The organism is Candidatus Photobacterium acropomis, from assembly GCF_030685555.1.
GTDB classification, from domain to species: Bacteria; Pseudomonadota; Gammaproteobacteria; order Enterobacterales; family Vibrionaceae; genus Photobacterium; species Photobacterium lucens.
Genome location: NZ_CP131609.1, coordinates 2,101,382 through 2,116,854 on the forward strand (window position 1 = coordinate 2,101,382; position 15,473 = coordinate 2,116,854).

A 15,473-nucleotide genomic window follows, 5' to 3' on the forward strand; every position below is an offset into this window, starting at 1 on the left:
GAGAGGATGTGAAAAGTAAGAAATGTATTTAATTAGTCTTATCAAATACAAGTTGAAATATTAAATTGTTATGACTTTACTTCCGTTTTTTACAAGAAATATTTCTTATTAAAAACGGAACTAAAGCGATAATATCACCGCGTTTCATCATAACTGTTGATATATACAGTAAATAAAACTAATCCAAAATCACGTTAATGTAATATGAACGAGTGAAAGCACTAAATCGAAATGGGGCATTTTTGAGCTATAAAATGCCATGAGAAATGTGTGCCATGAGAAATGACTTTCACAAAAAAGCCACCAGCTCTCATTGAAAACCAATGGCTCTAATTTATTCTTTTATGGTGCTAATAACTCAAACCTAACTCTTTGATGATGGTTTCTGAACGCTCGATACTGACTGTAATTTAAGATGCTAACTTCCCCATAATGAACTCATGGCATTCGCTTCATCAATAACGAACATGCCTAGTTTATTTAACATCATCCGTGTATATCACAATCCTCATTAAACTCTCCTATTCCACCAGCAAAATTAGCCGTGAGATAAATTCCTCGCTACACTGTTTCAAATTACTACAACAAGGAAAGTAAACGATGATCGAGAAAGGCCAAACATTACCAGCCGCAGTACTAAGTGAACTCACACATGACGGTATGGTTAAACACGATACCGCTGAGCTTTTTGCCAACAAACGTGTTGTGCTGTTTGCTGTACCAGGGGCATTTACTCCTACTTGCTCTGAAGCCCATTTACCGGGTTATGTGGTGTTAGCAGATGAGATTAAAGCAACGGGTGTCGACATTATTGCGTGTGTTTCTGTTAACGATGCCTTTGTCATGCAGGCTTGGGGCGAGGCGCAGAACGCATCTGAAATTATGATGTTGGGCGATGGTGACGCTAGCTTTACTAAAGCGTTAGGGCTTGAAATGGATACCGAGAACTTCGGTGGTATTCGTTCTCAACGTTATGCAATGGTTGTTGATAATGGCGTGGTGACTCAGCTGAACGTTGAACAGCCAAAGCAATTTGAAGCGAGCAAAGCGGAAACGATTTTAGCAAGCCTGAAGTAATGCAATAAGGCTTTGAACATCAATGATATGGTTCAGTGTGGTGAGCACTGAACCATTTTTATATTTATCCTACTTTTGATAGCGACACCCAACGATTAATCGCTCGGTTTAAGGGCATGAATAGCATCAGATACCGATACAAATTGGATCTTGATTAAACATACTTCGGCAAAGCTAAACTCATGGGCTTGAATGAGCGCTGTCACTTCTTCAACTGTCAATTGTGTGTTGTTGTTGATCAGCTCGGCACTTGCGTTGTTGATGCTAATTGAATAACTAAAACCCTGACTATCAATCACATAATCATCTCGACTAAAGATCAGATCCTCACACTCGCTCAATAATTGCTGTTCTGAGTCGAGATAAATCAGCTCGTCATCACCATCTAGTTTTAATATACAGGGCCAATTGACCATGAGTGTCTCCATAACGCTGCTAACACCCTATTTGCAAAGCAAGGTTAGCAAGTGATCGTCTTAAACAAGCAGATAACGATAACATTTTTATTATCAGCAACCTACTCTATTGATAATAAGCGTAGTTATTAGCGCAATCATGCCACTATGAGCAGGTTTTTATAGATATTGAGTAAACAAACATTCAACACTCATACAGTTAGCTTATGTATGCTTTATGGGAATTTTTAGAAACTAAAAAGATCCCGTAACATGTTAAAAAAAGGCAACTATTGGCTTAAAATAGTTATTAAAGATCCCTTCTCGCATTTCCTTATCGCTGGCACTGTGCTGTTTATTTGCTACTCGCTGTACCATTCATCGGCTTCCGTAAACACCATTTCAGTGACACCGTCACAAGTTACTCAACAAAAGAAAGACGATACGCTTTACTTTGGTTCACCACCGTCAAAACAAGAATTAAACAAAGACATTAATCATGTGGTGTTAAAGCAAATGCTCTCTCAGCAAGCTTTAAAATTAGGCTTGGAGAAAGGCGATCCGAACTTAAATGAAATGTTGATGCAGCGCTACCTTTCCTATGTGTCGCAGTTAGCCAAGATCAACGCAACTAATACGAGCTTATTACACCAATACTATTTAACGCATCAAGCGCGTTATAAACATCCCGATATGTACTCTTTGTGCTATCACTTTTTAACACCGCAAGAAGTTCAACATCCTATTTCGACTATGGATTCTCAGCAATGTTTAAGCGATGTGAGTAAGCAGGCATTACTGGCAAAGCTGGGTACAAAAACAGTAGACGCATTATCAGCACTAGCACCAAACCAATGGTCAACACCGATTGATACTCCCTTTGGCGCAATTGCAATAAAGGTACTCGATTATCAAAAAGCAGGCGTATTGAGTTTTAAGCAGGCAAAGCAACAATTAGCACATGATTTTGCCCGTGATGATGTTAATAGCAAAATAGCTGCCGTTATTAAGCAATATCACATAGCGTTACCCGCAGGTTCAGACTTTACCGTTAACACAAAGACACTATTAAACAATGTATAAGCACATCTCTTCTTTTATGCGGCGCTTAGTTATTGGCACAGTTGTTAGCGTCATGCTTTCGGTAATAATGACACCACTGGCAATGGCGCATCCTTATCAACCCTCTGTGGGTTTGATCACACAGTTTGATAATCAACAATATAAGTTGGCGTTAAAGCTCCCGGTAATTGCAGGTGAACATACTCAAATAACACCAACCTTAACTAATGGCGGTACAGTACGTTTATTAGCATCACAGCGAAGTGACAATGGTTTCGGAATGGATGAACAAGATTATTTGCTGCAACTTAAAGCGCATACATCATCACCGACTCTTGTATTTAACGGGCTAAAAACAGGTCAGCTACTTACGCAGTTAACGCTAAAAGACGGACAAGTCAGCACCCTTGCGCTGTATCAAGGGCATAACCGCCTACATTTAACCGATAAGATCTCAGTTTGGACAACGATAAAGCTCTTTGTCACTTTAGGTATCACACATATATTAACGGGGATTGATCACCTAATGTTTGTGGCGGGCTTATTGTTATTTACTCGCGATTTTAAAACCTTCTTAAAGGCCATAACCTGTTTTACTTTAGCCCATAGTATTACGTTAAGTTTATCTGCGCTTAATCTGGTACACATTCCAGAGCCCCCAGTAGAAACGGGAATTGCACTGAGCATTTTGTTTTTGTGTTATGAGCTTACTCGCCCTTACGATAAACAAAATCCAACATTAAGCCGAAAATTTCCGTGGCTCATTTCGTTTTCCTTTGGGTTGTTGCATGGGTTGGGATTTGCCAGCGCATTAAAAGAAGTAGGATTGAGCCAAACCAGCATTCCGTTAGCCCTCGCCTGTTTTAATATTGGGGTTGAGATCGGGCAATTGCTCTTCTTATCGTTTCTTATAATGCTATTAAAATTGTGCGCGAAAGTGCCTGTATTTCATAATAAATTCTTTCAAAAAGTGCCTTTATACATCATGGGGATCATGGCGTCTTTTTGGTTTATTCAACGGGCTTACATTATGTTCCATGTTTTATAGTGGTCATTACAGAGAACATAATACGTAAACAAATATTGTATTTTTGCTGCTAGCTTGCATTCACCAATACTGTAATAGTGGCAAGACAAGAATAAAAACTGAAGTTAGTAAAGGAAGTCATCATGTATATTGCAATGAACCGTTTTAAAATCCGTTTAGGCTCTGAGCAAGAATTTATCGATATCTGGAAGAACCGCGATACCTACCTAGATACTGTACCGGGTTTTCAATCATTCAACTTGCTTCAAGGCGCATCAAACGATGAGTACACCCTGTTTGCATCGCACTCAGTATGGGATTCTCGCCAAGCGTTCGAAGACTGGACACAATCAGAAGCATTCCGTAAAGCTCATGCTAATGCTCGCGGTAATAAAGACATTTATTTAGGCGCACCAAACTTTGAAGGGTTTGAAAGCTGCTTGTAATTAAGCCCCTATCACAAGCTCCCAAGCACGCTGTGGTTGGGAGCTTGTGATAAATTAGCAGTATCATTATATTGCGTGTAATTGCTAATTTTTACCTAAACCAATAAACCCTGCTGCAATATCCTTTAATAGATCTTCTAACTGCTCAGCAAAAATGACGGTTACTCCATCAACTTGTTGAAAATCTTCTGGATGATCATCCTTTAGACAACGAGTCACTATCACGTATTTATCAATAATAGTGAAATTTTCATTATTCCAGTGTTCTGCTTTTTGAATTTGTTTTATCGCACTACCACTCATTAACCCTTTATAATCTTTCACTTGAATTGCAATGCCATAACTCTTTCCTAGCAAACCCGGCAATGTAATAAGAATATCGGTTCCATGCTCTTTCTCTGTAATTCCACCCGTACGCTCTACTAAAATCGGTTCAGGTAAAATTTTGCGGATACCCTCAACCAATGCATATTCCCATTCTTCATTAGAGAATTGCTCATTCATTTGTTGGTAGAAGTTTGTATAGAAATCAGTTTGTTCTAACGATTTACTGATATTGTCGGTAAGAAGATTATTAAAGCGGTTAGAGAAACCAATAGAATCAACCAGTAACTCATCATGGTTGATCAGCTTTTCGATACTGTCTTTGCAATGTGTCATATTCCAGAAGCGGTTAACTTGCTTCAAGCTGGCTCTTAGATCCCCTAACACATTGGCATTTTTTCTATTAAAACTTTTAATCAAACGTGCAGGAAAAATATGACCAAAATCTCCTAACTTAGGATCGATAGAGAAATCATAGCCCTCAGAGAAATCTTGGGTTGCTTCTACAATCGCAACTTCATTCCACGTTGGTAAGCGTGGAACTAACAAGATGTCTCCTTTTTTAACCTTACGGAAAATAGGTAGGTTACGACGAGCGCCGCTATCCATAGTGAGTTGTCTTAGGTTCTGTTCATCTTTCCATCCCCAGCCCTGTCTTAACCTTCCTTCTTCTAATTCCTGACGGAAGAAATCAATTTTTGTCTTATCAATTCGGTAACCCCAAAACTTTCTAGACATCTAACACACCTAAGATTAATAAATAGGTATGCAGTTTAATCTTACTTAATATTAAACAAAGAGATATACAACAAAGCTAATACTTCAGTCACAATAATTTACTTACCTTATTAAGGTGTTTGAGCTTAATAAGACAAGTTACAGTAGATATGATGGAAAAATAGAGGGTGGCAAACATTTGGTGAGCCATTACCAAAAGATATGCAAAATTAAAAGTGAAAGGATTATTTAAAGGTGATGCCCGTTATTAGCACACCATTAATCAGGTTCATCTTTTTTGGTTTTGTTAGTGCAACATGCGAATAAGGAATCAAACATATTCAATTACAACAGCTATCCTACTGTAAACATCTCATATACCAAGAAAATGCCTTAAACGTGACGCCGTCATACTATAAAAGTAAACAAGAAAGCAACTGTCGATATTCACCGCCACCAGCAAAAACTTATGCTAAATTTAATGAGCAATCAAGGCATCTTTTAATTAGTCACGTTGAAGTTTTAGATATGTTTCAAATCACAAATCGAGCAACTATTTATAAGTGCCGACAAAAACGCGGCTTACCTGAGCCAGTTACACTAATGCTCTTACATTGGTTACGTTCTGTCGTTGAAGAATGGAAAGATAATACCAGTCGGTTTGGAAAGCGGTTTTAGCAACAAAGCGATCTTGGTGAGAGATCGCTTTGTTTGTTTTAGCTAATTAATCACCAAACAGAAATGAGATTAACGAATCAAGCATTAGTAACATATTAATTCACGTCTTAAAAAGCCAGGTTATGAAAGAGTTGTGCAAGTAGCAAATTAGGACTCAATAATGCTATTAGTGATTAAGTTCGAGTTTGCAGCCTATTATGCGAATTTCGCCAATTATGTATTACCGTTGATGCATTTTCTTTGGTGATAGCAATATGTTCTTGTAAATGCTCAACACTGACTTTTATAGGATCAGCAATTTCACAACAGATACTTACTGCGTCTGTGAGGTTATTAAACTGAATAGGTTGAATACTGTACAAGCCATGAGCTCTATACCAGCCTCTTTCTGCGGCAAAACATCGTGCTATAGAAGCATAGAAGAACTTGGAATAACTTACCAAAAATAATGGATTTAGCATTTGTTGGAATATTGATGCCTCAACAGGTTTAGCGCACTTTTCTAGAATATTTTGCATATTATTCAAATAAACAGGCAAGTCAATGTTCCGATAGGCTTTGATGGGGGTTGTATACAATTGGTGATCAACCTGTACAATACTGCCCGCTTCCATTAACTCATCTAAATAATAAGAGGCATGTCCTAAGCTTTTGCTTTTTAATAAATTAGCAACTTCTGGTTTTGTAAAAGGCCTCTCACTCTTATTCATTGCTTCAATAATCACATCTTTTTGTGTAATGTTTTTAAAGCCTTTCTTACGTCCAACTGAATCTGCTTGTGATCGCCCGTCGAAATAAAAACCATAATCTTCGCCAAAGTGCTTAACAAAATGACGAATCTCATAATAATTAAATCGCTTTAAATAATCTGATGATTGGTAACACTCATTGAGATGAAAAACATCTCTTGTGTTGTTTGCAGTATAGGCTGAGAGTTCTGAAAACACCTTCTCTAAGCTAATAACATCTGAGTTGATAAAGCGAGTATGTTTATATAAACCTTTCCCTGCAAGGTATATATAGTCCTTATTCTTAAAGGCTTCATGATCTAATCTATCCTCGTAAATATCAGATTTAGAAAAACCGTTTTTATTGGCTAACTTAGCAATATCAGACCAAGGTAATCCTTTGGGTTGATTAACTAACACACAAGCCGAAGCTTGTGATTTACTAAGTAACTTTGGCCATAAGTACTCACCCTCTATAATCAGTTGGCCTTGCTTCTGAAGATTAAAAATAGCGTTTCGGCTACTTTTTATACTACTCAAACCAGACTCTTCAATTACGATTATCGCATCTTGAATATGTAATGGCGCACCGTTTTCAGCAAAATAAGAATTTAAAATCGCTTTATCAACTTCTGGATAAATATATTCAAATAGTTTTTCTTTCTGAAGGACTATTTCCAAAAATTCATAGAAAGCCCTTTCAGATGAAAAACAATCAAATAAATCAGGAAGTTGCTCTTTCAATTGAGGTTCCATGTAAGGTTCTAACAAATACCAAAGAGACTTGGGGTTAACTCTTAGATTCGATATAAACTGATTATTAATCTTTGCTTCTCTTTGTCGAATTCGCTCTCTTGTTAGCTCATACCGGGTTCCTACTTCTTCTAGAGTTTCCTTATCTTCTACAAAACCCCAACGACTTTGAGCAATATCTACTTCATCATCGCTTAATTTATCTAAGAAATGATCAATATCATCCAGCAATACTTGCTCAATTTGTTGCAATGGCATAGTGTCAATAGCATATGGAACAATGATCTTTGATTGTAGTTCCATATAATCAACTTCACCTTGTTCTATTGCTCGGATTTCAGCCACGATAATATTCTTAAATTCAATCAACTGGTCAACGGCACCCCGACCAAAGCTAGGCAAAGCTAAAAGCTCATCTCGTTCGAATTTCAAAACGTCATCTATCTTCGGTGTCATAGTTGATAGCTTGAAATGTCGAATATATTTTTCCAGTGGTTTTACAAAACGCTGTTCAACACCATACATACTTATCGAATAGTTAGAAGTATCAATCCCTAATAGGTCAAACTCTTCTTTGTTCGTTTCGTCTAATTCTGGGAAGTCCCCATTTTGATCGTTTACTAATTTCTTAAGTTCTTTTAGTGTCTCAACATAAGAAATACCAATACCATTTAAGTTTATTACTTCATTTTCTGTAAGATCTACTACATCTTGAAGAGTATTACCTACTTTGAACTGAGTATTATTCAAACTTGTGTTTCTTAACCGTTTAAATAGCTTTATAAATCGAGCAGGCAGTTGAACTAAGTCTAAAGGTGTTGCTAGATTTGGAACGATCAAAGTATCTTCAGGCAAGGGTAATTGAAATTCATCATTTGAATTTTTACTTTGATGAAGAGCTACTTCATTTTTTTCTAAGTCTATTGAATTATTGACAACATAAATTTGACGAAGAAAATCAGCAAAGTACACATTATTATGAAGCGTACTAAAAGTTGCAGGGGATAAACTTTCGACTATGTCCCATAAGGTTTCGTAGTTATGTTCTTGAAGGTCACTTGATCGGGACAAATCGCGAAAGAGTTTGCGTAGTGCTACCATCATGCATTCTTCATTTAATTTAACATCCAAGCACTTCACCTTACTTTACTTCCTTTAGCTTCTTTAAAAAGACTGAGATTGAACGGTATTTTTCTTTGATTTTTCGCTGCTCTGAATCTGTTATAAGTTTTAAGTCTGAACGCGATTTGATCATATTTTTGTACTGCGCGATAAGCTCACATTCAATTTTGGTTACAACTTCAATGTTATCATTTTCTTCCTTCAAATTTTCTAGAGTGGGGTGTTCTAGTTCCAATAAAGGTAGAAAATTCTTAATTTCACGTTCTGTAAATTCAAAGAGTTGGAAATACATAAAGTTATAAGCAATTGCTCGAAAGCTTGGTAACACTTTTTGTTGTGTAGAAAATTCAGCTACAAATTTCTTTACCCTTTCGACCATTGATTGGCAATCAATGTCTTGATCAAATGCTGCCAACAAAAAGCTGTAATATGAGCCGAAATGGGTTGCTATCTGATCAAGGCTTACATCCGGTAAACAACTTTCAAGTTCCTCAATTACGGGAATGTTACCTGTTTCTTCTTTCAACAACCTAATTCTGTCAATTAATATTTCGCGGCTATTGAGCTGCATCTTCATGTGTTCGAGTAAAGTCAGAACTTTTGCTGCCTCTTCACTGTATTTAACCTCAAGTGTAGAGTTATGAAGTATACATTTACGCTGTTTCGGCTCTTCATTATCAACAAGACTTGCTTCATCAAGAGGTGTCCTATCAACTGCTTGTGCTAGTTCTTTAATTTCATTTAAACGTTCTAGCGAACCGACAAAGTCCAATACATGCACATAATCTTTATTTGGTGTCTTACGTAAACCTCTACCCAATTGCTGCAACCAAATCGTTCTAGATCCAGTGTAACGCATAAAAACTAGCAGGTTTGTTTCCGGGATATCGATACCCTCATTAAATAAATCGCAAACTAAAATATATTTGAAATCACCTTCTCTAAAGTTTCGAATGTTTTCTCTTCGCTCTAGCTCTGGCATTTTAGAATGAACTAAGGTAGCACTACCAAGCTCAAAAAATTCTAGCAAATGTCTCATATGCTGAATATTTCGACAAAATATGATGCCTTTCACATCTTCGATTTCTTTCTCAACAACAGTTCTTTCGATGATTTTTACAACCTCTTCATCCTTTTTATGCAAGAACAGACGTTTGTCTAAATCAGAAACCGAAAGACCACTCTCAAGTTGATCAATTTTATCTTGATCAAGATCATCTAAAAGCACTAGGTATTTAGGGAATGCTAACTTACGATGCTTAAGCGCCCAAACCAAATCGTACTTACCAATATGGCCATCTGTACCACCAAAAAAGCTCAGAACATCTTTTTTATCAGATCGATAAGGTGTAGCAGTTAATCCAATCAAAAGCCTAGGTTCAAAAAGATTTACCACTTCAGCGTATGTGTGTGCTGGGGTATGGTGAGCCTCATCAACTATAATAAAGTCAAATGATTTAGAGCTTAATGAAGCTATTTGACCATACAAAGTATCAAACGATGCAAAAACAAAGTCAGTATCTTCAGGTTTCGAACCTGAAAAGCAAGCGGAGAAGCTGTAATTTCCCACACCTAATACATTTTTAAATGACGTAACTGACTGCAACAAAATTTCCACTTGATGAGCGAGAAACAATACTTTAGGTCGCTTTTCTGAGTCATTAATTAAGCGTTTGACCAAATGAGCAACAGTATAGGTTTTTCCTAAACCGGTAGCCATTTCGATCAATAGTTTGGTTTTACCAGACTCAAAAGAAGAAAGAGCTTCTTCAATTACATCATGTTGATACTTACGTGGCTTAATCTCACGGCCAATTTCTGAGTGTTTTTTTACCCAAAGGTCTTGTAATCCCTCACGGTCAATTAACTCGACCCCTAACCGTAATGCACGAGCTTTTACTTCGGAAGTAAAATAAGAGTTAGTCACTAAGATCTTGTTGGAAACGTTCGCAAGCTTCGCACCAGTGACTAACTGATTCAATGCTTTGACATCAACTGTAGTATCTATATTTCGTTGCTTGACCTCAATTGCGAATTTACGTTTACCTTTATAAGCAAAAATATCAACACCACCATCACCATGGCGATACTCTTTACCTGCTTGTGTTACTTCAGCGTCATTCCAGCCAGAAGCCAAGAATAAATCTCGAATAAAAAGCTCAAAATCACTTGGGCTCAACTTATCAATGCTCTTAAAGTTTTTAATCATTTAACTAAAACCGAATTTGTTATACTTTTTTCTTTGAATTTGCTTTACATCACCTGAGGTAAAATCTTCTAAGATAGCTTCAGCTGCTTTTTTGTATCAATGTGAATAGGATGATTCATAATATTAGTCGCATGCTTAACTTTTAAACGAGTTAAACTCAATTTAGCCACACTTGGAGTTACTAACTTACACCCTATTGTATATCGCGCATCCACAAATCATTAAAATCAAATACATTAGCATCTTCGAAGATTGCCTCTAATGTATTAATTTAGATACATCCATTCCAATCAGTATCTTCTAGCTCTCGAGTGCTCTTTAAACCAATGTTAGAGGAATTATCATGCTGTTCAGATCGAGATTGATAGCCTTTCGTAGTTACTAATATCTCGCTACTATTCGATATCCCGAATAAGTAAACCGTGGAGGTTACGGGCTTGGATTAGACTTACATTATTTTTGTAATATTTACATTCAATTAAAAAATCTATCGAAAACTCTCGTCTTAAGATGGATTACGTTAGTTTTCACCAGCACGAAATGCGATAAAGCCACATATACTACCTCCCTTAACTTATATGCACTAAAAACCCCGTTAACACCTAAATTTCCAGGCATAAATATATCATAAAGTCTACAAATCAAGGCTTTTTTGACCTTATAATAAAGCGATTGACTATTGATTAGTCAGTCGATAATTTTATGTATTCAATCTACGAATTGGTTAAATTTTATAAGTTCTGTTTAAATCAGGAGGAAAGTTCGTATTTTATGAGATAACCGAAGAGTATCCATAAATGTAAATAGAGCATTTCCGTGTTAGAGACTATATCCAACACAGCTAAAATCAGTAACCAATAAACCTACTTCAAATAACTATCCAGCTCTACGCATACAACTCATACTCCTCTAATAAATCTTTCAACCAATCATGTTTGCTACAAACAAGAAATACCCCACTTAGCTCATAGCCAAGCATCTTGTTAACCACATGCGGCATAACACCGAGCTCTGATTTACTGGTGGATAGTGAACATCTAAAATCATAGGTACGCCAATTTTCAATGGGTAAACAACCTCTAATTCGGTAGGTATAACGGTTTGCTGCTGAAATAGTAATGGGGTTCCACCTGAAAAAAGCACAGCATCGTAAGTTGCCTTTATTCGTCCTAATATCGCCCTTTGATGCTTTATCTACGTGCAGCCTTTTTATATGGTCTAATTCTGTTTTTTCAATAATGCTCTTACTCTTACAGAAATTTAAAACAGGCTCTTAGCTTCATGATTAATGAATTAGCATTTTTTGGGTTCGTCCTGATTCTCTCAATTCTAGTTTATCTCAACACCACGGTTAATTTATCCCCCTCCCGCCTTGCCTCTTACCTCATAAATACGGGATACTTAGAGGCATGTAAGCTTAAGTTTTCATGCTTGAGTATTTGCCATTAAATTTTCGATAAATTGCTGAATTTATAAGCAGTTTTTCACAACAGGCCATTGCTTAGAAAACATGCCAAATAATAACACCAATGGCTATGGATGATTTATGAACGATAAGAACCAAGCAACGCTTTATTGGATTGACTACGAGACCTTTGGCGCAAGCCCTGCCAATGATCGTCCGTGTCAGTTTGCAGGTGTCCGTACCGATATGGACATGAATATTATTGGTGAGCCGTTGGTGATTTATTGTAAGCCACCAGCAGATTACCTACCGTCACCTGAAGCGTGTTTAATTACCGGTATTACGCCACAAGAAGCAATGGAAAAAGGCTTATCAGAGCCTGAATTTATTGAAGCGATTCATGCTGAACTGTCTAAACCCAATACGTGTGTGATTGGTTATAACAACGTGCGTTTCGATGATGAAGTGACACGTTACACCCTCTATCGTAACTTCTTCGACCCGTATGCATGGGCTTGGCAAAACGGTAATTCACGTTGGGACTTGCTCGATATTATGCGTACTTGTTATGCGCTGCGTCCTGATGGTTTGAACTGGCCTTTGGATGATGAAGATCGTCCGAGCTTTAAACTTGAAAAGCTTTCTGTGGCTAACGGTATCGAACACGCAAATGCTCACGATGCGATGGCTGACGTTTATGCGACTATTGAGTTAGCAAAAATTGTTAAAACTAATCAACCTAAGTTGTTTGATTACCTGTTTGATCTTCGCCATAAGCGCAAGCTGCAAGATCTAGTTGATATTGTTAACTTAACGCCATTAGTTCATATCTCAGGCATGTTTGGTACTGATTGCGGCAACACAAGCTGGATTGTACCGCTGGCATGGCATCCTGATAATAAGAATGCAGTGATCACGGTAAACCTTGCGCTTGATCCTACCCCATTAATCGAACTTGATGCAGACCAACTACGTGAGCGTTTATACACCAAACGTATTGATCTAGCGCCAGATGAACTGCCTGTTCCTATTAAAGAAGTGCATTTGAATAAGTGCCCAGTGCTTGCCCCTGCTAAAACATTAAAAGCAGAAGATGCTGCACGTTTGGGTATTGATCGTGAGCAATGCTTAAAGCACTTAGCGCTTATTAAGCAACATCCTGAGATCCGCGAAAAAGTGATCGAGATGTTTAGCGTTAAACGTGAATATGATGCCAATGATAACGTTGATGCCATGCTGTATGACGGTTTCTTCTCAACCGCTGATCGCTCTACAATGGATATCATTCGTGAAACGCCAGCGGATCAACTAGGTTCGCTTGAAATTAATGTTGATGATAAGCGTATCAAGCCGTTGTTATTCCGCTACCGTGCGCGTAACTTCCCGATGACACTCAGTTATGAAGAGCAAGTACGCTGGAAACACCATTGCCAGGATTTCTTTGAAGCGAATATGCCTAAGTACATGGAGAACTTTGAAGCCGTGGCTTATGAGTATGAATCTGACGAGAATAAAATGAAGATCTTAAAGTCGCTGTACGATTACGTTTCTAAGTTGGTGTAAGGGTTTTACCCATTTTGCTTTATCTTTAAAACCTCGTTTGTAATAGAAGTCTATTGCCTTGTTTTCCAATGAAAGCAAGTAAATAGGCTTCTTTTTTTTGAGATTTCAAGACAGTGATTTATTTGCCGATTGCCCTATTCACGTTAACACTTAATAGCAAAGAGCGATAAAAAACCTACCAAGTTGGCATTTTCAACCATAATAAAAGTTATCGTTTATGCGAAATACTGAAAACGCATTGTGGTAACGATAGGTGTGCTATATGGCAACGCAAACCTTATTGAAATGTTATAGCTACGAGAAGTTAGATTTTTTTCCGGAGAAGCATTTGCTTCTTTGGCGTGATGATACCCGAACCTTACTCACCCGTGAGGAATCACGCTTGCTAGAGATCTTATGTTTGTTCGCTGGTGAAGTGATCAATGCCGATTCGTTATACCGTAAAACCTTTACTTCGCTTGATGCCTTTGAAGAAACCAGTGATCACAGTTACGACATTAATCTATTACTGGTTTCGCTAACAGGAAAGTTACAATGTAACGGAGAGATGGCGATCCCTATCCATGTTGTGCCTCATTTTGGTTTTCGGGTACCGCTTCCTACCAAAACATCACGTAAGCAATCTGTTGTGCTTAATCCATCTTCTCCTAAGATTTCCCCACCACCGAATAACCACACCTATGAATATTCATGGTTTAAAACCATTGTGACTGATTTTATTTGGTTAAAAGTATCCATTTTGCTATCGCTGGCTGCCGTTATTGGTCTATTGTTGTGGAATTCATAAACAATAAAATTTATTTAATCTAAACAGTTTTATCATTTTTCTAAATGCCGTGTAATTTTGTGTGACAAATAGCACGTTTATTTGTATGATGAATAAAACTTTCTAGCATTACCTTTTTCACTATGGATTACATACGATCTTTTGCCATTGTTATGTTTTGCTTTTTAGTAGGCCAAGGCATACAACATCTAACTCATCTGCCGATCCCCGGCAGTATTATTGGCTTGTTCTTACTTTTCTTCGGCTTAGTAACAGGCATTTGTAAAACTCAATGGGTTGAGAAAACCTGTAATTTGCTGATCAAACATATGGCGTTGCTGTTTGTTCCTGTCGGTGTTGGCCTTATGAATTACTTAGGTTTAATCGAACATAATGCCACCATCATTTTTGCAAGCACCCTTGGTAGCACATTAATTGTATTGATTGTGATTGGCCTTGCCCTTCACCATAAGGAAAAAGAGTCATGATCTGGTTATTAGCAACCCTTGTTGTGTTTTACAGCATGCGTTATTTGGCAATGAAGATCCGCAATCCACTATTTAATCCATTGTTGATTTCGTTGATCTTTTTGATCTCTGCACTGCGCTGGCTCAATGTTCCTTATGAGACTTACTTTGCTGACAATGAAATTATCAACTATATGTTAGGCCCTGCGGTTGTTGCCTTAGCGTTACCGCTGTATCAGCAATTGCCTTTGATTAAGCGTAAGTGGAAAACCATCTTAACGGCATGTTTTGTAGGTAGTGTGTTATCAATGACGTTTGGTACAGGTATTGCGTTTTTGATGGGTGCGGATGCTCAATTAGCGGCCAGTATTTTGCCTAAATCTATTACCACTCCACTTGCGATGGCAGCATCACAACAAATTGGGGGTATTCCTGCCATTACCGCTGCAATGGTGATCATTGTCGGTTTGTTTGGTGCAGTATTAGGTTATCCAGTGATGAAACTATTTCGTATTCATCACCCGTTAGCGAAAGGTTTGTCTATCGGCACAGTTTCTCATGCATTAGGTACGGCAAAGGCAGTAGAGCAAGACTATCAAGAAGGGGCATTTAGCTCATTGGCATTGGTGATTTGCGGCATTATGACAACCCTACTTGCACCATTGATGTTCCCTATCTTACAGCATGTCTTTTTCAGTTAATGGTTTTATACCCAAGTTACTTGGGTATAAGCA

Annotated in this window: 12 protein-coding genes; 8 read left to right on the forward strand and 4 right to left on the reverse strand. The window is 37.6% G+C overall.

The genetic code is table 11. The annotated features are described in order from the left end of the window. The first annotated feature begins 600 nt into the window (after positions 1–600). The gene (locus tag Q7657_RS16620; RefSeq protein WP_023932059.1) at positions 601–1,077 is read left to right on the forward strand and encodes a peroxiredoxin; all 477 of its coding nucleotides are present in this window, start codon (positions 601–603) and stop codon (positions 1,075–1,077) included. 95 nt (positions 1,078–1,172) lie between these two features. On the opposite strand, the gene Q7657_RS16625 is transcribed toward Q7657_RS16620, so the two are convergent. After that, a complete protein-coding gene (locus Q7657_RS16625; protein ID WP_498827370.1) occupies positions 1,173–1,493 on the reverse strand; it encodes a DUF4144 domain-containing protein in 321 nt (106 codons plus the stop codon). A 252-nt stretch (positions 1,494–1,745) separates the two neighbouring features. Here Q7657_RS16625 and Q7657_RS16630 point away from each other — a divergent pair, with 252 nt between their 5' ends. From Q7657_RS16630 to hmuQ, 3 genes are all read left to right on the forward strand, one after another. Further along, positions 1,746–2,555 carry a peptidylprolyl isomerase gene (locus tag Q7657_RS16630; RefSeq protein ID WP_107166581.1) on the forward strand — a complete coding sequence of 270 codons (810 nt, stop codon included), beginning with the start codon at positions 1,746–1,748 and terminating at the stop codon, positions 2,553–2,555. Continuing rightward, positions 2,548–3,582 carry a HupE/UreJ family protein gene (locus Q7657_RS16635; RefSeq protein ID WP_107166582.1) on the forward strand — a complete coding sequence of 345 codons (1,035 nt, stop codon included), beginning with the start codon at positions 2,548–2,550 and terminating at the stop codon, positions 3,580–3,582. Before Q7657_RS16630 ends, Q7657_RS16635 begins: the two co-directional genes overlap by 8 nt. Positions 3,583–3,704: 122 nt before the next feature. Then, positions 3,705–4,007, forward strand: a complete 303-nt coding sequence (gene hmuQ / locus Q7657_RS16640; protein ID WP_023932054.1) for a heme-degrading protein HmuQ — start codon at positions 3,705–3,707, stop codon at positions 4,005–4,007. Positions 4,008–4,091: 84 nt separating this feature from the next. Here hmuQ and Q7657_RS16645 read toward each other — a convergent pair whose 3' ends face one another. The 3 genes from Q7657_RS16645 to Q7657_RS16655 form a co-directional block, all read right to left on the reverse strand. Further along, on the reverse strand, positions 4,092–5,069 hold the full coding sequence (locus tag Q7657_RS16645; RefSeq protein WP_107166583.1) for a hypothetical protein: 978 nt from the start codon (positions 5,067–5,069) through the stop codon (positions 4,092–4,094). A gap of 830 nt (positions 5,070–5,899) precedes the next feature. Then, positions 5,900–8,338 carry a sigma factor-like helix-turn-helix DNA-binding protein gene (locus Q7657_RS16650; RefSeq protein WP_219908797.1) on the reverse strand — a complete coding sequence of 813 codons (2,439 nt, stop codon included), beginning with the start codon at positions 8,336–8,338 and terminating at the stop codon, positions 5,900–5,902. A 10-nt stretch (positions 8,339–8,348) separates the two neighbouring features. Further along, complete coding sequence (locus Q7657_RS16655; protein WP_107166584.1) at positions 8,349–10,538, reverse strand: DEAD/DEAH box helicase family protein; 2,190 nt, start codon at positions 10,536–10,538, stop codon at positions 8,349–8,351. Positions 10,539–12,084: 1,546 nt separating this feature from the next. Here Q7657_RS16655 and sbcB point away from each other — a divergent pair. The 4 genes from sbcB to Q7657_RS16675 all read left to right on the forward strand — a co-directional run bounded on the left by sbcB (position 12,085) and on the right by Q7657_RS16675 (position 15,440). Further along, positions 12,085–13,506, forward strand: coding sequence for an exodeoxyribonuclease I (gene sbcB, locus Q7657_RS16660; RefSeq protein ID WP_107166585.1), 1,422 nt, complete (start codon positions 12,085–12,087; stop codon positions 13,504–13,506). A gap of 262 nt (positions 13,507–13,768) precedes the next feature. Beyond that, positions 13,769–14,293, forward strand: coding sequence for a hypothetical protein (locus tag Q7657_RS16665; RefSeq protein ID WP_107166586.1), 525 nt, complete (start codon positions 13,769–13,771; stop codon positions 14,291–14,293). A 122-nt stretch (positions 14,294–14,415) separates the two neighbouring features. Beyond that, entirely contained in the window at positions 14,416–14,760 is a 345-nt protein-coding gene (locus Q7657_RS16670; protein WP_107166587.1) for a CidA/LrgA family protein, read from the forward strand. After that, positions 14,757–15,440, forward strand: a complete 684-nt coding sequence (locus tag Q7657_RS16675) for a CidB/LrgB family autolysis modulator (protein WP_107166588.1) — start codon at positions 14,757–14,759, stop codon at positions 15,438–15,440. Before Q7657_RS16670 ends, Q7657_RS16675 begins: the two co-directional genes overlap by 4 nt. The last annotated feature ends 33 nt before the right edge of the window (positions 15,441–15,473 follow it).

What these genes read in the sequence shown, in the direction of transcription:
- Q7657_RS16630 (WP_107166581.1), top strand. Translation starts at nt 1,746, where the DNA reads ATGTTAAAAAAAGGCAACTATTGGCTTAAAATAGTTATTAAAGATCCC.
- Q7657_RS16655 (WP_107166584.1), bottom strand. Translation starts at nt 10,538, where the DNA reads ATGATTAAAAACTTTAAGAGCATTGATAAGTTGAGCCCAAGTGATTTT.
- Q7657_RS16620 (WP_023932059.1), top strand. Translation starts at nt 601, where the DNA reads ATGATCGAGAAAGGCCAAACATTACCAGCCGCAGTACTAAGTGAACTC.
- sbcB (WP_107166585.1), top strand. Translation starts at nt 12,085, where the DNA reads ATGAACGATAAGAACCAAGCAACGCTTTATTGGATTGACTACGAGACC.
- Q7657_RS16625 (WP_498827370.1), bottom strand. Translation starts at nt 1,493, where the DNA reads ATGGTCAATTGGCCCTGTATATTAAAACTAGATGGTGATGACGAGCTG.
- Q7657_RS16665 (WP_107166586.1), top strand. Translation starts at nt 13,769, where the DNA reads ATGGCAACGCAAACCTTATTGAAATGTTATAGCTACGAGAAGTTAGAT.
- Q7657_RS16675 (WP_107166588.1), top strand. Translation starts at nt 14,757, where the DNA reads ATGATCTGGTTATTAGCAACCCTTGTTGTGTTTTACAGCATGCGTTAT.
- hmuQ (WP_023932054.1), top strand. Translation starts at nt 3,705, where the DNA reads ATGTATATTGCAATGAACCGTTTTAAAATCCGTTTAGGCTCTGAGCAA.
- Q7657_RS16645 (WP_107166583.1), bottom strand. Translation starts at nt 5,069, where the DNA reads ATGTCTAGAAAGTTTTGGGGTTACCGAATTGATAAGACAAAAATTGAT.
- Q7657_RS16635 (WP_107166582.1), top strand. Translation starts at nt 2,548, where the DNA reads ATGTATAAGCACATCTCTTCTTTTATGCGGCGCTTAGTTATTGGCACA.
- Q7657_RS16670 (WP_107166587.1), top strand. Translation starts at nt 14,416, where the DNA reads ATGGATTACATACGATCTTTTGCCATTGTTATGTTTTGCTTTTTAGTA.